The following is a 24,895-nucleotide window of genomic DNA, read 5'->3' on the forward strand; positions in this document are numbered from 1 at the left end:
AATTACTTATCTTCATCCCATTCAATTTCAAATTGAACCTGATTTTTAGGTTTGACATTCTCAGGCTTAAGTTTGCCCGGACTGAATTCGCGCCTGATTGCTTCGCGCAATTCGTATTTTTCCTGTTTAAAATCATTGGCTATTTTCTTTACTACAGCTTTAGGATCGTATTTGATAACCGGATTATCAACAGTACCTGTCATATGCAGAAAAAGGCGGGTTTGGCCTAGTCCATCCTCTTCAACGGAGGCAGGAGGTGGAATGTTTTTCCGGCGTTTGTTTTTACGCAGGTCAGACATTAAAACACTGAAATGGTAATCGATATCATTGCCGAAAGTGTGCGCGCCATAACCCTGAAGATTTAATGCCGAGGACTTTACTTCCATTTCCGGAATTACAATGGTTTTTTGCGTAATTTCAATACGGTTGCGCAGCGTTGAGATTTTCACACTTTTTAAATCCTCTTCATCCAGAAACCTCGAAAGGGCTTGCATAGGTTCAAACTTAATCAGTTCACCATCTCTGATTTCAACATCAGCAACAGCTGAAACACTTGCAGCATCAGTTTCAAATTTTGTGTTCAGAACAGAGGCATACTGCAGGGTGGCATCTCCCCGGCCATGTATATGGCGGCTTTGGAGTTTTGTTTGCCCAAAGTCGTTAAACTCATAGAACATTCGCGAGATATCCACATCGGTAAGACGGGCATTGCAAATAAATCCGGCATGATCTCCATATCGTCCATTGAGTAACATATTTGCTGTTATCTGACCATCTACAGCTTTAAACACCAGATTTTCTGCCCGCAGCACATTATCTTCCAAATTCAAATTTCCACTCAATTTTTGGGCAGTAAATTTTCTATAAGATAATTCATCAATAACAAATTTGGTTTTGAAGCCCAGGTTTTGAGGGAAAATTGAGGCTTCGGTGGCTGAATCATTTTCTGCTGCAACCATTGCCATCAAATCCTCCAATCTGAGTTTACGGGCTTTGAGTGAAGCATCAAAATAGAGAGGTTGGTTTTTAAGCATCGCCCATCGTGCAAGATTATCAAAGAAACCTGTAATACTCAGCTGACTTTCGCCTGCTGTAAAGTCCAACCCCTCAACATAAACTTTGCCAGATTTCAGTTCAAAACGGCCATTTATATCAGCAAATTCCAATCCTGAATCTTTCATCCTGAAGCCAGTATTTGTTAAACTTAACTGACCCGATGCCAGTTCAGCCATATGCAATCCGTCGAACATATTCCCCTTATAATGCACATCGGCCAATAGATTACCTTCGAGATTACTTACCTTATTTAAACTCATAAAACCAGCCACATCACTCAATTCAAGACTGGCCTTCATGCTCAAATCCAGCATGGGTTGTTGAAAATTCTCAAGAATTAGTTTGCCTCCAATTCTTCCGTTGCGCGTTAAACCGCTGAATTGTTGCACCTCCAGTTTATCGGGGCCATAACTCTGGTTGTAATCAAAACGGCCCTTTACTTCAATTTTGGTAATACGGGCTCCGCTTTCACGATGGGCAAGCGTGCCATTATGAATGCTGAAATTGACATCTAACGAAGGAAATTTCCTGTCATCCCATTTACCGGCTATTTTAGCCTCAACAGTCAGACGGCCATCCGGCTCCAGATTCTTATACGATTCGGTCAAAAACAAAGGCAATGTATGGATAAGCTGCTTTATGGCCACATCCTGTGCCGACAAGGTAACATTCAGAAAATTTGCCTTCTTACCATAGCCAATGCTTCCGGCTATAAGGGTATGAATACCGTCGAGATTCAACCGCGCTTTTTTAACACTTAAAATTCCGGAAATTTCATTTACCTGCATAGAAGCCTCTATTGTTGCCAAAGAGGTAAGCGCATAGTCTTTCTTATCAAACAGTAATCGGTTGGCTATAAACTTCCCGCTAATTAAAAGACTATGTTGTTGTTGGCCCATCATTCCCCTTAAAGTAAAGTCAGGAATTGCCAAAGCAATATCTGCATTTGCAGGGATACTCCTAAAATAGCATTCTGAGTTGCGAAAATGCACCCGCTGAAGATCAAAATTAACCGCAGCATCTGTTCCTTTATTGCCTTTCTTCCAGATTTGAAAATTATTATTTCCTTCGGGTCCAATCCACAGGGCAATGCTTGAGCGATTAATTTCGAGGCTTCGGATTTTGTAATTGTTGGTCATCAGACTAAAAATGCTGAATTTCAAAGCAATACGATTAGCGTGTAATAAACCCGGAGCATCAGGAAGAAGTTTTGAAGGCTTGATTTCCACATTTTTAAAAACCACCGCAGCATCAGGAAAGCTTCTGATGAGTGTGAATTCAATCTCACCAATTTCAACCGGAACCAGTAAATGCCGGTTAATTTCACTCACAACCAAACCTTTGACTTTGTCGCCATAAACCAATCCGGCAACAAAGAGTAAAGTAACCAAAAACAGGATAGTACCGGTTAAAATGACGGCATATCTGAGCAATCGCTTTCTAAGAGGTGAAATAACTTTCATTACACTGCCCGAATAATATCAACGAAATTAACGTAATAAACAGCAGTTCATTGCGCTTGTTTTGAATGAAGTAAAGAATGTACAGGAAGCAGAAATAATTCAGTATCAGGGATATTAAAATGACAGAGTTATGTAATCGCATTTTTCACTGCAGAAATAATTCCTTCAGCATCAAAACCGCACTCTGCATATAAAAGTTCGGGTTTACCCTGTGTAATATATCTGTCAGGAATACCCAGGCGTTTGACATTTTTCTCATAGCCTTGGTCAGCCATAAACTCCAGCACAGCGCTACCCAAACCACCCAGGGTAGTACCATCCTCAACCGTAATAATATGGGTATATTTTTGAAAGACTTCGTGCAAAAGCCTTTCATCCAAAGGTTTCAGGAAACGCATATCATAATGACCTGTTGAGATTCCTTCCTGTAGCAGCCTATTACAAGCTTCAGCGGCAAAATTGCCCGGATGCCCGATGCTCAGGATTGCCACTTTTTCACCTTCACGCAGTTTTCTGCCTGTACCCACTTCGATTTCCTCGAACGGGTTTTTCCAGTTATTTGACATGCCACGGCCACGGGGATAACGGATCACAAAAGCCCCTTTACCGGGCAACTGAGCGGTATACATTAGGTTACGCAGTTCTGCTTCGTTCATGGGCGCTGAAATTGTGAGGCCCGGTATTGCCCTGAAATAAGCCAAATCGAAAGCGCCATGATGCGTTGGACCATCTTCACCTACCAGGCCTCCACGATCGAGGCAGAAAACAACCTGTAATCCCTGCAATGCAACATCATGAATAACCTGGTCATAAGCGCGTTGCATGAATGAAGAATAGATGTTACAAAATGGTATCAGGCCACGGGCTGCCATTCCGGCCGAAAAAGTTACGGCATGTTGTTCAGCAATCCCCACATCAAAAGCTCTGTGTGGCATTACCGACATCATCATATTGAGTGAACAACCCGACGGCATGGCAGGCGTAACACCCACAATCTTCTCATTTTTTTCGGCAAGTTCAATAATGGTTTTACCAAAAACATGCTGATATTTTGGTGGAAGACTTTTACATGGTTTCTCAATAATTTCACCGGTTGTTTTATCAAACATTCCCGGCGAATGGTAAAGAATCTGGTCTTGTTCAGCTTTTTCGAATCCCTTTCCCTTAACTGTAATCACATGCAGCAATTTAGGCCCCGGAATTTTCCTGAGGTCAGTCATGAGCTTGGTCAGGCGTATTACATCATGCCCGTCAACAGGCCCAAAATACCTGAGATTAAAAGCCTCAAACAAATTGCTTTTTTTCAGAATGGTTGATTTCAGAGCATTACCAACCTGTTTCACAACAGCCCTGGAATTTTTACCATAACGGGTATTACCGCCCATAAGTTGCCAAACCTTATCTTTTAGTTTGTTGTATGCACGGGAAGTAACAATATCGAGTAAATATTGGCGCATTGCTCCAACATTCTTATCAATGGCAATACCATTATCATTCAAAATAACCAGCAAATTTGTATTGGACACCCCGGCATTATTGAGGGCTTCCATGGCCATGCCACCGGTCATTGAACCATCGCCAATTACAGCAATATGTTGTTCAGTAAAATTTTGCTGAAGTTTTGCCGCCACAGCCATTCCTAAAGCGGCAGAAATTGAAGTGGAGGCATGTCCCACGCCAAAGGCATCGTATTCACTTTCGGCCATTTTCGGGAAACCACTTATGCCCTGATAGGTGCGATTGGTATGAAAAACATCACGCCGGCCTGTAATAATTTTATGAGCGTAAGCCTGATGACCAACATCCCAAATTAGCTTATCAACCGGTGTATTAAAAGCATAGTGAATGGCAACAGCAAGCTCAACGGTTCCCAGACTGGCCCCTAAATGACCAGGATTGGACGAAATAACATCAATAATAAACTGCCTGATTTCATCACACAAAAGCGGAAGAGCCTCTTCGTCGAGTTTGCGCAAGTCGGCAGGCGAATTAATTTGATTTAACAATCCTGTTTTTTTTGTATGCATTGGGCAAGCTGTAAGTGTGCCGGCAAATTTACGAATAATCGGCCAGTGTTGATAAAATAGAAACGGTACGTTAACTGCCTGTCATTTATACGAAAATTACGAAAGCAAGATAAAAACTACAATTAAGCTTAAGCATACATTTCTGTTTCACAAGTGATTAAACACCAAAAAAAGAAGCCAAAAGTAAAAATCAAACCGGCTTTAACTATTTGAGAGCGCTATAAAAGGGCTATCATTTAACATTTTTTCACCTTGGGCAGGTAAATGTATTACTTTTGCAGGCTGTATTCTATATAAGAAAAAAAATGAATATAATCATAGCCGGCGATGGCGAAGTCGGATTTCACCTGGCCAAGATGCTGTCTGGTGAAAATCACAATATTACCATAGTTGACCCTCATCAGGAGCTACTCAAACTGATTGAATCACATTCTGATTTGATGACCATAACCGGAGATTCAACTTCCATCAGAGTATTGGAGCAAGCCAACATCCGAAGGGCCGACCTGCTGATTTCGGTGGTGCATGACGAAAAAATTAACATTACCACCTGCGTTCTTGGTAAAAAACTGGGCGCCAAACGTACGATAGCACGAATCAACAATACAGAATATCTGACGATAGAAAACCGCGAGATTATGCGCTCACTGGGCATAGACGCGATGGTATGCCCTGAACGTATTGCCTCAAAAGAAATTGTCAGGCTGCTCAGTCAAACTGCTGCAACTGAAATTTTTGATTTTTCAGAAGGACGATTATCTCTTTTCCTTATCAAACTCGACGAAAAGGCTGCAGTACTCAACAAAACACTAACCCAGATTGCCAAAGAAAATCCAAAGCTTGACTTCAGAGCCATTGCCATTCACCGCAACAATAAAACAATAATTCCTAAAGGAGAAGACGAATTTAAGGTTGGCGATTTGGCTTATGTCATAACAAAACCTGATGGAATTGATGCCTTATTAAGACTTGGCGGTAAGCAAAAACAGGAAATCAGAAATGTGATGATTGTGGGCGGAGGACGTATTGGCCGTAAAACAGCCAGGCGTCTGGAACGTGATATGAATGTCAAACTGATTGAAATTGACAAGGATCGCTGCTTAAACCTGATTGACCAGCTTGAACACACCTTAATTATCAATGCCGATGCACGCGACATTGAACTGCTCGAAGATGAGGGAATCCGCAATATGGATGCCTTTATTTCAGTTACCAACGATTACGAAACCAATATTCTTACTTGCTTGCTGGCTCAGCGTTACGGCGTAAAAAGGGTTATTCCGCTGGTTGAGAATATAGACTATATCGGAATTTCGCAAAGCATTGGCATAGAAACCATTATAAACAAGAAGCTTATCACTGCATCATATATTGTTCGTTTTACCATGGATGCGGAGGTAACTTCAATCAAATGCCTGAGCGGAATTGATGCCGAAGTACTTGAATTTGTTGTTAAACCTGGAGCTTATGTTACCAAAAAACCCATAAGAAGCATTGATATTCCAAAGGGCAGTATCATCGGTGGTATTGTTCGCGGCCTGCAGAGTTTTATTGCAATCGGCGATTTTCAGATTCAGGAAGGCGATAAAGTGGTGATTTTTGCACTACCCGAAGCCATCAATAAAGTTCAGGCTTTGTTCAATTAAATTTTTAATATCTTTCCGGGCAAATTCTTCTCACTTGCTGTTATGGCCAATCCAGGCAAAATAAATCTCAGAGCCATTGTTAAAGTCACCGGGTTACTTATGGTGATTGAAGGTTTATTTATGCTAAGTTGCCTGGGGTTTTCTATCTGGTACGACCGTGATTTTGCAAACAATCTGAGCTTTTTCAATCCCAACCACGATTTTCTTCCATTGCTGGTTTCCGGTTCAGGTATTTCGATAATCGGCCTTCTTTTATGGATAGCGAATAAAAGACTGGAACAAAACTCTATCGGAAAACGCGAAGGCTATATCATCGTTTCATTTTCCTGGATCATCATATCCCTTTTTGGGGCGATACCATTTTTAATAAGCGGAGTCGCTCAAAATTATACGGATGCATTTTTTGAAACAATGTCAGGCTTCACCACCACCGGGGCTTCCATATTTACTGATATTGAATCTATTCCGAAAGGAATTCTTTTCTGGCGCAGTCTTACTCACTGGATAGGCGGAATGGGAATTATTGTGCTTTCATTAGCTATTCTTCCAATTTTAGGTATTGGTGGTATGCAGTTATTTGTGGCTGAAGTGCCCGGTATAACACCCGACAAGTTGCACCCTCGCATCAAGCAAACTGCCAAAAGATTATGGGGAATTTATGTACTTCTTACTTTGGTTTTAACCATCTTGCTCATGTTTGGAGGCATGAATCTTTTCGATGCCCTTTGCCATGCTTTTGGCACACTTGCAACTGGCGGCTTTTCAACTAAAAACGACTCTATTGCAGGCTTTTCCCCCTACATACAGTATGTGATCATTATTTTCATGTTTCTGGCCGGAACCAACTTTACACTCCATCATTTTGGCCTGAAAGGACATCTCAAAAAGGTATGGGATAATGAAGAGTTTCGCAATTACCTTTATTTATTGGTTGCATCGTCCGTTATTATCGCCCTGGCCCTGTTTTTTATTCAGGGCGATACGGCTGAAAAATCATTTCGCGATGCGTTATTTCAGGTTGTTTCCATCGTTACCACCACTGGTTACATAACCACAGATTATCTGCTCTGGCCTTTCTTTGCCTGGTTTCTCATTTTTCTGTTGATGTTTACTGGAGGTTGCGCGGGTTCTACAGGCGGAGGCATAAAAATGGTACGCATTCTACTGCTTTTTAAAAACAGTTTACTCGAACTAAAACGACTCATACATCCGCAAGCCATAATACCTGTAAGGCTCAACAGAAAGTCAGTACCACAAAGCATTATTTTTAATGTACTTGCCTTTTTCCTTATTTACATCATCATTTTTGCATTTGGGTCATTGGCCATGTCAATGATGGGCCTTGAGTTTGAATCTGCAGTTGGTTCTGTTGCCGCCTGCATTGGCAATATAGGCCCGGGGCTTGGACAGGTTGGGCCGGTTCTTAATTTTTCATTGGTTCCCGACCCCGGTAAATGGCTTTTATCGCTTTTAATGCTTCTGGGAAGGCTTGAGCTCTTTACAGTGCTTATCCTCTTTTCACCAGCTTTCTGGAGAAGTTAACAACAAATAAATAGCACGCTCAGGCAGGCAGTTTTATGTATCAGTTCAAATTCCGGCCAATTTTTAAGATTATAGGCATTTTGCTGGTGATTGAAGGCGTGTTTATGCTTTCATGCATTCCCTTTTCTGTTTATTTTGGAAGTGCCGACCTTCTGCCCATTCTTGAATCAGCGGCTATTACCATTGCCGCAGGAGGAAGTTTGTGGTTTGTTCGCCGTAAGTATGATGAGCACGACATTGGTAAGCGTGAAGGCTATCTGATTGTTAGTCTCACCTGGGTTATTATTTCTCTTTTCGGAGCCCTTCCCTTTTATATCAGCGGTGCCATCCCTTCATTTACAGATGCATATTTTGAAACCATGTCGGGATTTTCAACAACCGGTGCATCTATTCTCAAAGACATTGAGGCAGTGCCCAAAGGTTTGCTTTTCTGGCGAAGCATGACACACTGGATTGGAGGAATGGGAATTATCGTACTCTCCATAGCTATTCTTCCCTTTCTTGGATTTGGAGGCATGTCGTTGTTCTGGGCTGAGGTGCCCGGCCCCGAAAAAGAAAAGCTCCATCCTCGTATTGCCGAAACAGCACGCCGCCTGTGGGGAATTTATGTATTGTTAACTGTTGCCATGGTTATACTGCTTTTACTGGGCGGAATGAACCTGTTTGAATCATTATGTCATGCTTTCGGAGCCATTTCCTCAGGAGGATTTTCACCTAAAAACACCAGCCTGGCAGGCTATTCGCCATACATTCAATATGTTGCCATTTTCTTTATGTTCTTGGCCGGAACCAACTTTACGCTGCATTATCTGCTGCTACACGGCAAAGTTAAAAAAGCGCTGGGGGGGCAGGAGTTTAAAGCTTACTTACTGGTACTGCTTATTCCAACTGCTGTGATAGCCACATCCCTGGTTCTTGAACGAGGTTACCAGATTGAGCAAGCTGTACGCGGTGCCATGTTTAGCGTTGTGAGTATAGTTACCTGCACCGGATTTGCCACCGAAGACTATATGCTATGGCCTTTTTATGCCTGGTTTTTAATCTTTCTGTTGATGTTTGCAGGAGGGATGGCCGGTTCAACCTCAGGCGGAATCAAGATTGTTCGCCATGTGCTGCTTTTTAAAAATGTAGCTATGGTTATTAAAAAGCAAATACACAAATCGGCAGTTATTCCTGTACGACTCGACAACAAACCTGTGAGTCCGTTAATTATTCATAATGTACTGGCTATATTTGTTTTATATATTTTCACATTCGGCATCGGATCACTGTTACTAACGGCCTCCGGTCTGGATGTAATATCGAGCATGGGCTCTGTTGTAACCTGCATGGGAGGCATTGGTCCTGGCCTGGCTACCACGGGGCCTGTTGCCAATTATGCTCATCTTCACGACTTTGCCAAATGGGTCCTTTCTTTTTTAATGCTACTGGGAAGGCTTGAGTTATTTACCCTGTTTATTATCTTTCACCCCGCTTTCTGGCGCCGTTAGTCTGCAGTTTTTGCCAAAATACCACGGCAGAAAATATTTAGCTTACCTTTGCTGCCGATTATGACCAGCAAATCCATTCCAACATACCGCCGCATCTGGGAAATTTCATTGCCCATTATTCTCAGTCTGGTTGCCCAGAATATCGTTAATGTAACAGATACTGCTTTTTTGGGCCGAGTAGGCGAAGTTGAGCTTGGAGCCTCTGCTATTGCAGGGCTGTTTTACATTTCCCTGTTTATGCTTGGATTTGGATTTGGCATTGGCGGCCAAATTCTGATGGCTCGTCGGAATGGCGAAAGAAACTACCAGGAGATAGGCAAAATCGTAGACAACAGCCTGTACTTTCTTATGGGAATGGGGCTTGTATTATTTATATTGATTAAGTTCTTTTCTCCGGTCATGCTCAGGCCTATGATTGAGTCAGAGGCCATTTTTAACGCCAGCAACGATTTTCTTCAATACCGCATTTACGGAATTTTCTTTGCCTTTGGCAATGTTTTGCTGCGAGGATTCTTTATTGGCACTACCAACACCCGAGTGCTTACCTATAATGCCCTTATTATGGCCGGCACAAATGTTTTTCTTGACTACGCCCTGATTTTCGGGCATTTTGGCTTCCCTCAAATGGGCATTAAGGGAGCCGCCATCGCTTCATCCATTGCCGAAGCCGTTTCAGCAGTCTATTTTTTCTATTATACCTTTAAAATGGTTGATTTGAAAAAGTATAACCTCTTTAACTTTGGAAAGATCGACTGGTCAATTGTGCGCAAAACACTTGATATTTCGGTATTTATCATGGCCCAGTATTTCATCTCGCTGGCAGCCTGGTTTGTTTTCTTTATGATTGTTGAAAAAATGGGGCAGCGCGAACTAGCTATTTCAAACATCATTCGCAGTGCCTATCTGGTGCTGATGATTCCGATTTTTGCCTTTGGCTCTACCACCAACTCATTGGTGAGCAATATGCTCGGGCAAGGTAAACCCGATCATGTAATTCCTGTCATCAGAAAAATTGCCCTGCTTAACTTTCTTCTCATCGGAAGCATTGTGTTAGTTTCGGCATTTATTCCACGATTGCTTATCTCTGTTTATACTTCAAATGCCGAGCTTATCACGCAAACCATTCCTTCCTTTTACGTTATAATGTCAGCTTTACTGCTTTTCTCTTTCTCAAGTATTATGTTTAATGGTGTTTCAGGTACCGCCAACACGGCTACTGCTCTGGGTATTGAGCTGATAACCATTATCGTTTACCTGATTGTGGCCTATATTCTGGCTGTTCACCTCCGATTGAGTATCGAATATGTGTGGTCTTGTGAAATTGTATATTTTCTTATGCTGGGACTTTTATCCTATATATACCTTCGTTCGGGCAACTGGCGAAAAAAACAGCTTTAAAATCAGAGAATGAAGAACATCTGATTCAGCACTCAATAATCCGGCATTACAAGTTTAGCCATCCTTAATCCCACCTTCGCATTGCACTCAAGGCATTATACAACATTGATTTACATACATTTACAACACATCTGCTCATCACACCATGAAGTTTCCGGCAACTGAAACCGAAATAAGGCTTTAAAAATCGCCGGCAAAACTCATGATATTGTTATGCTCTGTTTATCTTTGCACATTACAACTTTAATTATGAGGCACCTTTCTGTTGTGATCATTACGTTTAATGAAGAACGAAACATTGGTCGTTGCCTCGATTCTGTTAAAGAAATTGCGGATGACATTGTAGTGATTGACAGCGGGTCAACCGATCAGACAAAAGAAATATGCCTCCGAAATCAGGCACGCTTTATCAGCCATCCATGGCAAGGATTTGTTGAAACCAAGAATTTTGCCAATGCTCAGGCAAAATATCCATTTATATTATCGCTTGATGCCGACGAAGCCCTGTCTGATAAACTTATCGAGTCAATAAAGGCTGCTAAGAGCCAAAAAACAGAGCCCACATGCAGTATGAACCGCCTTACCAATTATTGTGGCAAATGGATCAGGCACTGCGGCTGGTATCCAGACCGAAAAATAAGGCTTTTTAATCGTGAAAAAGCCCGTTGGACGGGAATGGTTATCCATGAAACCCTGAGTGTTGACCCGGATATAAAAATCCAACATTTAGAAGGCGATCTCCTGCATTATTCATACTATAGCATAGCCGGACACGTTGCACAGGCCAACCGCTTTACCGATCTTACTGCCGAAGAAGCATTCCGAAAAGGCAAAAAATCTACCCTGTTGCACATTCTGATAAAACCTGTTGTTAAATTCATAAGAGATTATATTTTCAAACTTGGGTTTCTCGATGGCTATTATGGCTTTATAGTATGTTATATCTCCGCTCAGGCTACGTTTTTAAAGTATGCTAAAATCAGGCAATTAGAGGGCAGCGCCAATTAATTACATGCAGATGAAACCCAGGCATATTATTATTAGCCGTACAGATAGTATTGGAGATGTCATGCTTACTTTCCCGCTTTTGGGTTTGCTCAAACAAAAGTATCCTGACATCAGAATTACTTTTCTTGGAATGAATTACACCAGGCCGGTTATTATGTCGTGCAGCCACGTTGATGACTTTCTTGACTGGAATGAAATGCAAAGCCAAACTGCAGCTGCAAAAGTGAGTTTGCTTAAAAGCATGGAAGCCGATACCATTCTGCATGTATTTCCCCGGAAAGAAATTGCCCAACTGGCCCGCAAAGCCGGAATTCCTGTCAGAATAGGAACAACCGGCAGAATCTATCACTGGCTCAATTGTAATCATCTGGTAGGGTTATCACGCAAAAACTCACCCTTTCACGAAGCTCAACTGAATATCATGTTAGCCAAAAAGTTGCTTGGCCAACCGACATTACCACTTGATAAAATCTCCGGTTTCTATGGTTTTAATAAAATTGTAAAACTTCCTGATGAGCTTGCCTCTCTGATTGATCCGGTAAGATTCAATCTGATATTACATCCCAAATCGAAAGGAAGTGCCAGAGAATGGGGAAGTGATAATTTTGCCAAACTCTCAGTTCTTTTGCCACATTCCTTGTTCAAAATATTTGTCACCGGCACAAAAGCGGAAGGTGACCTATTGATTCAGGAAGGCTTTTTTGACAAGGCAACCAATGTAACCGACCTCACAGGCAAAATGAGCCTGGAAAAAATGATTTCATTCATTAACGCTGCCGACGGGCTTATTGCGGCAAGTACAGGCCCGCTTCATGTGGCTGCGGCCTCAGGTAAAATAGCGCTGGGTATCTACCCCCCAATCAGGCCGATGCATCCCGGGCGGTGGGCTCCTGTTGGGCAAAAGGCTGGTTTTATTGTTGAACAAAAAGAGTGCAGCGATTGCCGTAAGGAAGGAAACTGTCAATGTATGCTCAACATCAGCCCGCAACAGGTAAAGCTCAAGCTGGAATCAATGCTTAATGATGACTTTCAATAAAAATAAACTATGGATTTTACTGGTGAATGGTTTGTAATTGTGAATCCAAATGCTGGCCGACGGAAAGGCGAAAAAGACTGGCTTGAAATCGCAGCTTTGCTCAATGAAGCTGACATTAAGTTTACCAATGTATTTACTGAACATCCCAACCATGCGGTTAAACTTGCAAGAAAATACATTGAATCAGGCTATCGCAAAATTATTGTTGTAGGTGGCGACGGCACCCTCAATGAGGTGTTGAATGGCGTATATACTCAAAAAAAATACCCGCCCAGGGAAATTACCCTGGCCATGATTTCAGTAGGCACCGGCAATGACTGGGGACGATCCTTTAATATTCCGATGGGATACCGCGAAGCCATAGAAGTTATCCGTCAATTTAAAACAAAACCTCAGGATGTAGGCCGTGTTAATTACATGCAAAATGATTTACCCAAACACCGCCATTTTATCAATATGGCCGGTCTCGGGTTCGATGCAATGGTTGCCAAACGTACCAACAAAGTTAAACAAGAGGGCAAAGGCGGTCCGTTTTCATATTTAATCAGCCTGTTCACCAGCCTTATTTCCTATCAGTCTATTAAAAGCCGTGTGATAGTTGACGGCCTGAAAACAAATGCAGATGTTTTCAGTATGAGTGTGGCTATTTGCCGATTTAACGGAGGCGGTATGATGCAGGCCCCTGACGCCATTCCCGACGACGGCCTTTTTGACATCACCATCATTACCCGTGTAAGCCGGTTTATGGTCATCAGAAGTGTAAAGAAACTCTATGATGGTACTTTTCTGAAAATGCCGCAAGTGTTAACTTTCAGAGGGGCTAAAGTAGAAATTGAATCAGAACCTGCACTTTTTCTTGAAACTGACGGAGAATCATTAGGACATACTCCCATGCAGTTCGAAATTATCCCGTTGGGAATCAATGTAGTTGTGGGCGACTAGTTATGCGCAGAATCAATATGTGACAAAGAAAGTTTGTCACTTATCCTTCTGCAGGATAAGCCCGGCATTCAACTAATCCTGAATAGCATTCGCAACGTTTACGCCTGATTTCTTCCCACTTTAACTACCTTTGCTGTATGGCAGGAATTTATATTCACATACCTTATTGCAGACAAAAATGTCATTATTGCAATTTTTTTTCTGTTGCCTCTCGCTCCACTATGCCAGCCATGGTGAATGCCATTTGCCATGAAATGACGCTTCAACGCGAATACACGGGCGCACAAACAATTGAAACCCTATACTTTGGAGGAGGAACACCTTCCATGCTTGGACCTGAAATGCTAGAACAACTTTTCATGAGCCTGAAACAAAATTTCAGCCTTGCAACAAATGCTGAAATTACACTGGAAGCCAACCCTGACGACATTAACGATGAAAACCTGTATCAATGGAACAAATCAGGCATTAACCGGTTAAGCATTGGCGTTCAATCTTTCAGAAACCACGACCTGACATATCTGAACAGAGTTCACACTGCAGAAAGATCCATCAAATGCCTTCATCAGGCTAAAGATGCAGGTTTTGAAAATTTAACAATTGACCTTATTTTTGGCATTCCGGGCCTTACAGACAATGACTGGGAACATAATATCCAAACTGCCCTTGACCTCGAAATACCACATATTTCAGCATATTCACTTACCGTAGAGCCCCGCACTGCTCTTGACCTCATGATTCAAAAAAAGCAGGCAGCACCGGTTGATGAGCAGCAATCCGCCCGACAGTTTGAGCTTTTGATGCAGCTGATGCAAAAAAGAGGATATGAACATTACGAAATCTCCAACTTTTGCCTTCAGGGGCATTATGCAAGGCACAATACATCTTACTGGAAAGGCGAACCCTACCTGGGACTTGGCCCATCAGCCCATTCGTTCGATGGCAGGTCAAGACAATGGAATGTTTCCGCAATCAAACCTTACCTTGACGCTGTTAAATCGAATCAAATTCCCTGTGAAACAGAGAAACTGACTACTGAGCAGATGTATAACGAGTTTGTAATGACAGGTTTACGAACCATGTGGGGCTGCAACACCATTGAAATTGAACAGCAATATGGCAAACTTTTCTCCAACTTCTTTTCGGCCAACGCCATAAAATGGATCAACAGAGGTTGTGTAAACAAAACGGGGCATGTATACACCCTTACGCAACAAGGCAAGCTGCTGGCCGATGGCATAGCATCAGACCTTTTTATGATTGAAAACGCTGAATAGCCATCAACCATTCAGATTTAATAAATCTGTTTCAGTTTAATAAAGAATAATCATCCGAAACAGGCATATCTGCCTGATTTTAGTTCAAAACCACCTTCATGGTAACGGGTTGATGGTCTGATTCCATGAAGCCAGTAGGCGTTGTTCTGACAAATTCAAGCTTTACATTGGGTGAAATCACAAAAAAATCTATCAGGGTTGATTTTGTTTTTCCTTCAGTATAAGGCACATCCACATCACGATTGGTAGAATGCAAGGGATCAAAGGCATACTTCCAGCCTGAGGGCAGGAAATCGTCAGGAATAGGAGGATTAATTGTTTTTACCAGGTATTTATCAAGAACCAGCGTACTGTCAAAAACAGAAGGATTCTGGTTCCAATCGCCTCCCACAATCACATAATTACCTTTGCCTGTTTCATCCAGCATAACTTTTTTGAGCTGAGCCAGTTCCTTTTGGCGAATTTCAGCGGCATCACTAAATGCCGAATTATGGATATTTAAAATCAATAAATCCTTCCCGTTTTTAGTTTTATACCTGGTAGCCACAAAACACCGCTTGAGCATAAATAAACTCATGGGCCACGAATAACCCGACTCAAACGCATGCCTTACGGCTTCGGCCGGTGTATATTTGCTTAAAGTGAGAATGCCCGCTCTGACTTTTCCCATAGGTGATTTTAGCGGCATGGGCACCCAGGCTTTGTAATTCATACCAAATGATGACTGGTAATCGGGCAGTTTTTCACGCAATATTCCATATTCATTTACAAACCCGCTTCGTTTAGCTAAAGAGTCAACTTCCTGCAGAAGAATAAAATCTGATTCGCCAAATGAAGAAAGCCGCTGCAGCAGGCCTGAAAGATATTTATCAAATTGCGCTTGATCAGGTTTAACCATAGAACCTCCCTCATAAAAAAAGTCCATATCGGCGCCTAAGCCACAATAACCAATGTTGTATGTTGTACATATTAAAGTATCAGGAACAACCTGTGCCTGACCGTGAACACGAATAATTTCAACAGGTAAAGGCCTGTAATCCGTTAAAGTCTGATAAGCTAAAAATGAGCCCACAGACAGCAACAAAATAGCAACAATCATCAACAGAACACGAAAAATTCTTACAACAGCTCTCATAATAAATTACCGCTTTTTTACACAAACATCAACTCATTCATTTATCAGAGGAATTTCTGATTTTTTGGTAAAAATAACGAAGCTTTATCAAAATAAGGGAAAATAAAAACACACTGCGTGAAACAATTAAGAAGTGTACACGTCAAAATACGGTGAGGAATACTATCAGAAACGGTCATTCGGACAATCTCAAGCCTCAATCAGTAAATAAAAATCACTAATTTTACACCCGCAAAAGGATAAACTAAAAAAAAACAGATATGCCTATACTGGGTTCTATCATCAAAAGCGCGATTGAATTTCCCGGAAAAATCCCGCTGGAAAAAATCAGACGAGCCAATCCTGCTCAACAACAGGCTGCAACCCTCAAAAAACTATTACGAAATGCGCAATACACCTCCTTTGGTGAGAACTACAATTTTGCAGGTATTCTGAAAAAAAAGGATGTAGTAGCAGAGTTCAGGCAGTTAGTTCCATTGCACGACTATAATTTAATTCATCAGAAATGGTGGTATCGCACACTCAACGGAGAAGCCTTTGTAAGCTGGCCCGGTAAAATCAAATACTTTGCATTAAGCTCAGGCACCAGCGAAGCATCGAGCAAATACATTCCGGTTACGGAAGACATGCTCAAAGCCATCAAGAAAACCAGTATTCGCCAGATATTTTCACTGGCTAAGTATGACTTACCCCGCGATTTCTACGAGCGTGGGATTCTTATGCTTGGTGGAAGCACACACCTGCACTTCAATGGCACTTATTACGAAGGCGACCTTTCGGGGATTACCACCGGAAATATCCCCTTTTGGTTTCAGCATTTTTATAAACCCGGCAAACGCATTTCAAAAGAACGCGACTGGACAACCAAACTTGATGAGATTGTAAAAAATGCCAAAAACTGGGATATTGGAGTTATTGTTGGGGTTCCGGCATGGCTACAAATCCTTATGGAAAGGATTATAGCCCATTATAATGTCAAAACCATTCACGACATTTGGCCCAATCTATCCATTTATGTGCATGGAGGCGTTTCTTTTGCCCCGTATATAAAGACATTTGAGAAATTACTGGCCAAGCCACTTATCTACATTGAAACCTATTTGGCTTCTGAAGGATTTATGGCATATCAAAGCCGCCCCGGCACCAATGCCATGCAGTTGGTTCTGGACAATGGTTTATTTTTTGAATTTGTGCCGTTTAACGAAAACAACTTTGACGCTGAAGGAACGCTGAATCCGGACGCAGAAACACTTACAATAGACCAGGTTGAAGAGGGCCGCGAATACGCACTTTTGATCTCTTCGTGTGCCGGTGCCTGGCGTTACCTGATTGGTGATACCATCAAGTTTACGTCAAAAGCTTTGTCTGAAATCGTAATTACAGGCCGTACAAAACATTTTCTGAATCTTTGTGGCGAACACCTTTCACAGGAAAACATGAACCGGGCCATTCAGCTGCTGGAAGAACAAATGAATATTCCTGTTCCCGAATTTACGGTAGCCGGAATCAAGCATACCAGCATGTTTGCTCACAAATGGTACCTCGGAACACCCAATGACCCTTCAACCATTGACATTGAGGCCATCAAAGAGCGCATTGATCAAAACCTGAAAGATCTTAACGACGATTACCGTGTTGAACGTATCGCTGCAATCAGAGAAATCATTGTTGAAGTATTGCCATTGCACCTGTTTTACGATTATATGAAATTGCTTGGCAAAGAAGGAGGCTCACATAAGTTTCCCAGAGTTATAAAAAGTAATAAACATACTGAGTGGGAAGAATACCTGGATAATAATTACAGGAAAAAGTAAACTAAGATGCATCCGTTTTTCGAAGGTATGATTCTGGGCATGACCCTGGCGATTATGCTTGGACCAGCAATGTTTTCGCTGATTCAAACAAGCATTCACCGTGGGTTGAGCAGCGGAATACTGCTTGCAGGAGGCATTTTCCTCAGCGATTTAAGTCTGGTTGTCCTTTGTTACCTCGGCGCAGTGCAGGTGATCGGCAACGATCGAAATTACCTCATGTTTGGCATCATTGGTGGCATTGTACTGATGATTTTCGGAGTAGTCACATTTTTGCGCAAAGTTCAGATAGCCGACGATAACAATCTGATTGATGTAAAAATGCCCGGGCCTTTAACTTATATTTTTAAAGGTTTTTTTCTAAACTTCGCAAATCCGTTTGTTTGGATTTTCTGGGTTTCTGTGATGGTTTCCGTCAGTTCAGGCTATGGCACTGACTCCTGGTCAATCAAAGCGTTCTTTTTAGGCTCTTTACTAACCATTTTTTCAACTGATATATTAAAAGTAATAATAGCCAGCAGGCTAAAACGTTACCTGAAACCGCGCATTCTCATCATGATAAACCATCTGGTAGGGATTTTACTGGTGCTATTCGGCATTTATCTGATGATAAGAACTTTTATCAACTTTTAATTTATCATAGAACACAGCGGGGTCAGCAATACTGACCCCGCTGTGTTCTATGGCGTTTGAAAAATATTCTGCCGCAGTATTTTTGGCTAATCTTCTTCCGAAGGAATCTTTATATCCTTAATATTCAACTGAATAGACTTTTGATTATTCCATTCATTTTCTTCAATATGGTAACAGATATTGAAAGAATTTCCCTGGCTGATATAGTGAAAATGATCGCCCTGCTGAAAAGCAATGGCCGGGAAAGGAACTGAAGCAATTTCGGGCTGTCCAATTGTAAGTTTCAGATGATTTTTTCCAACAACCCGTCCATAACCATTATCGATTACCCTTTTGGTTTGAAACACCGGCGACATATTACCTGGTCCGAATGGAGCAAATTGCTTGAGCACCCTGAAAAATTTCTGATTGATTTCATTCAGATTAATTTCAAGGTCTACTTCAACTTCAGGAGTAAGCATTTCATCAGAAATCATCCGGGCAGCCACGGTTTCAAATTTTTCGATAAATGCTTCAAGATTCTCAGGTTTCATTGATAAACCTGCTGCATATTTATGACCACCAAAATGCTCAAGCAATTCGCTGCATTCATCAATTGCATCATAAATATCAAAATCTTTGATCGATCTGGCCGAACCGGTAATCAGGCCATTTGATTGTGTTAAAACAATGGTTGGCCGGTAATAAGATTCAATCAACCTTGAAGCAACAATCCCAATAACTCCTTTGTGCCAGTCGGGGTTATAAACGACTGTGGTTTTGGCATTTTTTAACCGCGGAATCGTTTTTATGGCATCCATTGCCATATCTGTGGTGTTGGAATCCAAATCACGACGGGTAGTATTAAAGTCATTGATTTGTTGTCCGATTTGTTCTGTTTTTTCGGGATCTTCACAAATAAGAAGCTCGACAGAATTCCGGCCACTTTCAATTCTTCCGGCAGCATTTATTCGCGGCCCTACCAGAAAAACAAGATCAGAAATAGTTAACTCCCTGCTAAAAATAAAGCAACCGTTATCTTTTCCATTTCCATTGATCAAACCACTACCCGGCTCCTGCCCGTTAACCTGCTCTTTTCGATTGATATTTGAAAACTTCAAAATAGCTTCAAAGCCAGCTCTGGGGTTTTGATTGATTAGTTTCAGTCCATAAAAAGCCAGAATCCGATTTTCGCCTGTAATAGGAACAATATCAGAAGCAATGCTGACAACAACCAAATCGAGGTACTTATTGAGCGATTCAAACGGCACATTTCTCACCGAGGCCAGGGCTTGAATTAACTTAAAGCCGACACCACATCCCGAAAGCTCTTTGTAAGGATAAGGGCAATCCTGCCGTTTTGCATCCAACACGGCAACAGCATCAGGCAATGTATCGCCAGGCCTGTGGTGGTCACAAATAATATAATCAACTCCCTTTTCTTTTCCTTTAGCTACTTTTTCAATGGCTTTTATTCCACAATCAAGGGCAATAACCAACTTAAATCCGTTTTCAGCGGCAAAGTCAACACTTTGAAATGATATGCCATATCCTTCAGCATATCTGTCAGGAATATAAAAATCAATTTGTTTATGACCAATTTCTACCAAAAAGGTATATACCAGTGATACGGCAGTGGTTCCATCAACATCATAATCGCCATATACCAGAATTTTTTCATTGTTATCCAGCGCTTTAGCTATTCTTTCAACAGCTTTATCCATATCCTTCATCAGGAAAGGATCATGCAGGTTACTTAGTTCGGGTCTGAAAAAAGCACGTGCTTCCCCGTAAGTATTTATCCCTCTTTGCACCAATAGTTCGGCCAGTTTTGGCCCCACGCCCAACTCTTCAGCCAGTGCAGTTACCGTTGCCGGATCACCCCCTGGTTTCAAAACCCATCGCTTTTGCATTCACGTAATTTTTAGATGGGTAAAATTAGGGATAAAGTCGCATAAAAAGGAATAAAATTGTTCATAATTATGCAGTGCTGACGAATACCAACAGTAAGTTTTATGATATTAAACCATTTCGTATTCTTTGTGCCCATGATGTGAACAGCTCCCTGGTGCTATGTTTTCCTTTGATTTAATATTCAAAATTGCACCATTCATGGTTAGAAAATGACAATCAGCCTATCTATCATGTTGATTATCTTTCCCTTAAAACTGACATCGGTTAAATGCAAGTCATTTTCCTGCAAAATTTCAGCAAAGCAACTTTATGAATTCAATGCAATGGCTTCAACTGATTGCTGTCTTTTGCCCGAAGCCTGAAAATTTTTGCATAAGCTAACCAACCCTTCATCATCGGTAATGATAAAAGTTTCCATCATAAACACTGAAGAGGAAGCCGCTAACCTGTTTGGGGAGAATTAGCGATTATTCACGATTTTCATTAAAAGTCCTGGGGCTGTATTGTCTTTTCAGCCAGCTGCTTAATCCGTCGAGTCCGGGAAACAGCACTCTTTCGGTAATGTTGGCCTGATCAAGTTTGTCGCGTATTTCCCATTTAAGTTCGGCGGGAATAATAATTCGGTAAAACAAATCAGGGTGATCACTCAACCATCGGCTCATGAGAAGAGTTGCATTTGACATAAGAGAAAATAATGCATGCTGATTAACAATTCTTTCGTCCATTGACGGAGGTTCAAGAAACAGAGCAAAGCGGTGTTCTGACATAGCATCGAGATGCTTTAAAGAGCTACACTGAAGTTCGAGCATCTGAGGCGTAAATGCATTCGAACCTTCCTCTCTGATGATCTGGTGCAGGGCTTTTGGCAGAAAATTATTGGATCTCACATAATTTACACACCAGATTACACCATCAATATCAAACTTTAACAGATTGGCTGTGGCAAAATGCAATGCTACATAAGGCGAATAAGTCCAATCGAGTAACCGGGTAGGCAAACCATGATGCTGGGCCAAAGCCAGCAAATTCCAGACAGACTCGCCGGAAATGGTATTCCGGTAAGCATATTTTCTGAAATTTCTGAGCAGATGCCGTTCAAGTTCATTGTATGGCCCTTCAATCCTCATCAGGCTGGTTTTCAGCTCATAGTTTACATCTGAAAGCCCTCTGAAAACATAGGAGGATCTGAATCGTCCCAGATTACCGTCCCACGAATCGCGAAAGAGCATTTCCTGAAGTTCACTCCAGTTAGAAACTCTGATATCTGTTGTTTCGTTCATAATGAATAAATAGCGATGAAAGGAAACCCTTAAGTCAAATAATTCATCAGTCGGATAAATTTCAGATGGCTATTTCGTGAAACGGAGAATTCCATTCAGAAATTGAAGATCATCATCAGGCCACTTTATACACACAATTATTAATCAGCAAAAGACACTATAATTCATTCAAATAAAATGACTTAAAATAAAATTTAAAACGTTGATCGCATAGCTTCAACCGGATCAAGGCGTGAGGCCGACCAGGCAGGTAAAAACCCTGAAACCAACCCGATTACGGCCGAAACAGTAACACCCAACGCAATATTGCCGGCTGTCAGAACAAGATTCATATCAAACACAGCCGAAACAGCCAACGTTAAAACATAAATTATCAACAAGCCAACCAGTCCTCCAAAAAGCGAAAGAAACACTGCTTCGAAGAGGAATTGCTGAAGGATAAAATAATTTTTGGCTCCCATCGATTTTTGAATACCTATTTGTGCAGTCCGTTCCTTTACCGAAACAAACATGATATTGGCAATGCCAAACCCTCCTACAAGTAGAGAAAAACCACCAATTATCCATCCAACAATGGCCACGATACGAAATAAGTTATCGAAACCCTGAGAGATAACACTGGTTTCATTAATTGAGAAATCGTCCTCCACACCGGGTTTTAACTTCCGGACTGAGCGCATTATGCCGGTGAGCTCATCGGCCAGTTCATCATTAGACACCATGGGCTTGGCTCTGACGATGATGGCGGCACCAGTATTGTCATTTTTAAGGTCAACAAAATTCCGGGCAAAATTAATGGGCAGTAAAACCTGGTTATCAGCCGAATTGCCAAAACTCTTTTCGCCTTCTTTTTTAAGCAGGCCAATGATTTCAATTTTCTGGCCAAAAACTTTGATTCTTTTTCCGATGGGTTCACTATTGCCAAACAGATTTTTGACCAGTTCATCGCCAATGATACAAACAGGTCTTCCTCCGGCCGATTCCTCGGCGGTAAAATAACGTCCATCAGCAAATTCAACAGGCATCACCCTGCTGTAATCATGCGACACCGCCATAATATTGGCATTGTCGACCGAAGATGCTCCATATTTAACATTTTTAGAAAGGCTAAGCATAAAAGTACTGGCTTCCGAAGCATTACTCCGCCTTTGAATTTCATTTAAATCAGCCATTGTTGGTTCAGGCCGTTTCATATATTTCCACCAGGGGTAGTCTCCACCAAATGCCCAGGGCCATTTTTGAACAAACAACACATTACTGCCCAGCGAATTGATACTGTCGCGCAAAGTTCTTTCAATAGAGTCAAAAACTGTAAAAACGGAAATAATGGAGAAGATGCCAATGGTGATCCCCAGCAGAGACAAAATAGTTCTGACCTTGTTAACTACAATAGCACTAAGAGCAAATAAGTAGCTTTCACGCAGCAACCTTACAAAAATTACAGTCTTTTTCATTATATTGGTTTTATCCCGTTGTAAAATTAATAATTTCCCGATAAGGTATGAAAGTAATTCTTGCGCTTTGCCGCGATTTTTAATAAACTTGCACAATGGGAGCAAACCGATATAATCAGTATTTTTTGGCAGGTAATATTTTGCAGGTCAAATAAATAATAATTTCTTACGTTTCCATTTTTTAACGTATCTGAAGCGCCAAACGTTTCAATCGCAAATTTTTGATATGAGCCAGAACAAAAAAATCAAGTCAGCACTAATTTCAGTTTTTTACAAAGATGGTTTAGCCCCGCTCGTAAAATTACTCGACCAGGCAGGAGTTAGTATCTATTCAACCGGCGGAACTTTTGACTTTATATCGTCATTAGGGATAAAAGCGCATACCGTTGAATCGCTTACCAATTACCCGTCAATATTGGGAGGCAGAGTAAAAACACTGCATCCCAAAGTACTGGGAGGAATCCTGGGCAGACAATCACTTCCATCTGACATAGCTGAAATGGAACAATATGGCATTCCGCCATTTGACTTGGTTATAGTTGATCTGTATCCCTTTGAAGCAACTGTTTCTTCAGGTGCTTCGCATCAGGACATTATAGAGAAAATTGACATTGGAGGAATTTCACTGATTCGGGCGGCCTCTAAAAATTACCAGGATGTAGTGGTGGTTCCTTCATCAAAACACTATCCTGAGCTTATCAATCTGCTTGAGAACAGCGGTTGCAGCACAACGATTGAAGACCGGCTTCGTTTCGCATCCTATGGTTTTGCAGAATCATCACATTATGATTCTGCCATTTTCAATTACATGGGGCAATTATCAGGACATCAGGAATTTCGCTACAGTGCTCCGTCGGGCAATGTATTACGCTACGGCGAAAACCCTCATCAAAAGGGAGTATTTTTCGGCAATCTCCATCAGGTATTTGAACAGCTACATGGTAAAGAACTATCATACAACAACTTACTGGATTTAGATGCTGCTGTTGGATTAATCAAAGAATTCAAGGAAACAACATTTGCCATATTAAAACACAACAATGCATGTGGTGTTGCCTCCCGTCCGCTGCTCACAGATGCCTGGAAAGCAGCTCTTGCCGGAGACCCGGTTTCTGCCTATGGCGGTGTGTTGGTAACCAATACCATCATTGACGCTGAAGCTGCTGCCGAAATCAATTTGCTGTTCTTCGAAATTATTCTGGCACCAGGTTATGAAAAAAATGCACTAGAACTACTGAAGAGCAAGAAAAATAGAATAATTTTGCAGGCTAAATCGTTTGATTTTCAGCCTAAACAGTTTCGCACTGTGCTAAACGGTGTATTACAGCAGGATAAAGATCTGAAAACCGAGACAGCAAATGATTTAAAAGTAGTAACCCGGCTTGCCCCGGAAGCTGAATTGATTGACGATTTGCTGTTTGCCAACATTTTGGTAAAACACAGTAAATCAAATGCCATAGTGCTGGCAAAGGGCAAACAGTTGCTTGGCAGTGGTGCCGGGCAAACATCACGGGTAGATGCGCTCAAACAAGCCATCGAAAAGGCCAATGGCTTCGGCCTAAGCCTTACCGGTGCAGTCATGGCATCTGACGCTTTTTTCCCTTTTGCTGATTCAGTTGAAATAGCACATAAAGCAGGCATAATATCAGTAATTCAGCCTGGCGGATCTGTAAGGGATGAAGACTCAATTGAGTATTGTAATGCCAATGAACTGAGTATGGTTTTTACCGGTGTCAGACATTTTAAACACTAAAAAAGCTTTAACTCCATCAATTAAAACATTAACAGGAAATTAAGAAATCAT

General features: G+C 41.5%; 17 protein-coding genes. 11 read left to right on the plus strand and 6 right to left on the minus strand.

From position 1 onward, the window contains the following. Positions 1–2 precede the first annotated feature (2 nt). Positions 3–2,519, minus strand: a complete 2,517-nt coding sequence (locus tag H6541_09550; GenBank protein ID MCB9016026.1) for a hypothetical protein — start codon at positions 2,517–2,519, stop codon at positions 3–5. A gap of 128 nt (positions 2,520–2,647) precedes the next feature. Then, positions 2,648–4,546, minus strand: a complete 1,899-nt coding sequence (locus H6541_09555) for a 1-deoxy-D-xylulose-5-phosphate synthase (protein ID MCB9016027.1) — start codon at positions 4,544–4,546, stop codon at positions 2,648–2,650. Positions 4,547–4,851: 305 nt separating this feature from the next. Between H6541_09555 and trkA the strand changes: the two genes are divergently transcribed. From trkA to hemW, 8 genes are all read left to right on the plus strand, one after another. Further along, positions 4,852–6,192: a Trk system potassium transporter TrkA gene (trkA, locus tag H6541_09560; protein MCB9016028.1), complete on the plus strand. Its 1,341-nt coding sequence runs from the start codon at positions 4,852–4,854 to the stop codon at positions 6,190–6,192. 120 nt (positions 6,193–6,312) lie between these two features. Beyond that, positions 6,313–7,734, plus strand: coding sequence for a TrkH family potassium uptake protein (locus H6541_09565; protein MCB9016029.1), 1,422 nt, complete (start codon positions 6,313–6,315; stop codon positions 7,732–7,734). Between the two features lie 104 nt (positions 7,735–7,838). After that, complete coding sequence (locus tag H6541_09570) at positions 7,839–9,224, plus strand: TrkH family potassium uptake protein (protein MCB9016030.1); 1,386 nt, start codon at positions 7,839–7,841, stop codon at positions 9,222–9,224. Positions 9,225–9,299: 75 nt separating this feature from the next. Then, complete coding sequence (locus H6541_09575) at positions 9,300–10,622, plus strand: MATE family efflux transporter (protein ID MCB9016031.1); 1,323 nt, start codon at positions 9,300–9,302, stop codon at positions 10,620–10,622. 249 nt (positions 10,623–10,871) lie between these two features. Next, positions 10,872–11,630 (plus strand): glycosyltransferase family 2 protein, encoded by a 759-nt coding sequence (locus tag H6541_09580; GenBank protein MCB9016032.1) that lies wholly within the window; start codon positions 10,872–10,874, stop codon positions 11,628–11,630. Positions 11,631–11,640: 10 nt separating this feature from the next. Beyond that, a complete protein-coding gene (locus tag H6541_09585) occupies positions 11,641–12,666 on the plus strand; it encodes a glycosyltransferase family 9 protein (protein ID MCB9016033.1) in 1,026 nt (341 codons plus the stop codon). Between the two features lie 9 nt (positions 12,667–12,675). Beyond that, on the plus strand, positions 12,676–13,608 hold the full coding sequence (locus H6541_09590) for a diacylglycerol kinase family lipid kinase (protein MCB9016034.1): 933 nt from the start codon (positions 12,676–12,678) through the stop codon (positions 13,606–13,608). 137 nt (positions 13,609–13,745) lie between these two features. Beyond that, positions 13,746–14,885: a radical SAM family heme chaperone HemW gene (hemW, locus tag H6541_09595; protein ID MCB9016035.1), complete on the plus strand. Its 1,140-nt coding sequence runs from the start codon at positions 13,746–13,748 to the stop codon at positions 14,883–14,885. 79 nt (positions 14,886–14,964) lie between these two features. Here the strand turns inward: hemW and H6541_09600 are convergent, their stop codons facing one another. Continuing rightward, positions 14,965–16,020, minus strand: a complete 1,056-nt coding sequence (locus H6541_09600; protein ID MCB9016036.1) for an endonuclease/exonuclease/phosphatase family protein — start codon at positions 16,018–16,020, stop codon at positions 14,965–14,967. Positions 16,021–16,280: 260 nt separating this feature from the next. Between H6541_09600 and H6541_09605 the strand changes: the two genes are divergently transcribed. Both H6541_09605 and H6541_09610 read left to right on the plus strand, forming a co-directional pair. Beyond that, positions 16,281–17,834: a GH3 auxin-responsive promoter family protein gene (locus H6541_09605; protein ID MCB9016037.1), complete on the plus strand. Its 1,554-nt coding sequence runs from the start codon at positions 16,281–16,283 to the stop codon at positions 17,832–17,834. 6 nt (positions 17,835–17,840) lie between these two features. Continuing rightward, entirely contained in the window at positions 17,841–18,464 is a 624-nt protein-coding gene (locus H6541_09610; GenBank protein ID MCB9016038.1) for a LysE family transporter, read from the plus strand. Between the two features lie 86 nt (positions 18,465–18,550). Here H6541_09610 and H6541_09615 read toward each other — a convergent pair whose 3' ends face one another. From H6541_09615 to H6541_09625, 3 genes are all read right to left on the minus strand, one after another. Continuing rightward, positions 18,551–20,356 carry a DHH family phosphoesterase gene (locus H6541_09615; protein MCB9016039.1) on the minus strand — a complete coding sequence of 602 codons (1,806 nt, stop codon included), beginning with the start codon at positions 20,354–20,356 and terminating at the stop codon, positions 18,551–18,553. Between the two features lie 468 nt (positions 20,357–20,824). Beyond that, complete coding sequence (locus H6541_09620) at positions 20,825–21,637, minus strand: FRG domain-containing protein (protein MCB9016040.1); 813 nt, start codon at positions 21,635–21,637, stop codon at positions 20,825–20,827. A 194-nt stretch (positions 21,638–21,831) separates the two neighbouring features. Continuing rightward, the gene (locus H6541_09625; protein MCB9016041.1) at positions 21,832–23,091 is read right to left on the minus strand and encodes an ABC transporter permease; all 1,260 of its coding nucleotides are present in this window, start codon (positions 23,089–23,091) and stop codon (positions 21,832–21,834) included. A gap of 226 nt (positions 23,092–23,317) precedes the next feature. Here H6541_09625 and purH point away from each other — a divergent pair, with 226 nt between their 5' ends. After that, a complete protein-coding gene (purH, locus tag H6541_09630) occupies positions 23,318–24,844 on the plus strand; it encodes a bifunctional phosphoribosylaminoimidazolecarboxamide formyltransferase/IMP cyclohydrolase (protein MCB9016042.1) in 1,527 nt (508 codons plus the stop codon). Positions 24,845–24,895: the final 51 nt, after the last annotated feature.

This window comes from Lentimicrobiaceae bacterium, assembly GCA_020636745.1.
In the GTDB taxonomy this organism is placed as follows: Bacteria; Bacteroidota; Bacteroidia; order Bacteroidales; family Lentimicrobiaceae; genus Lentimicrobium.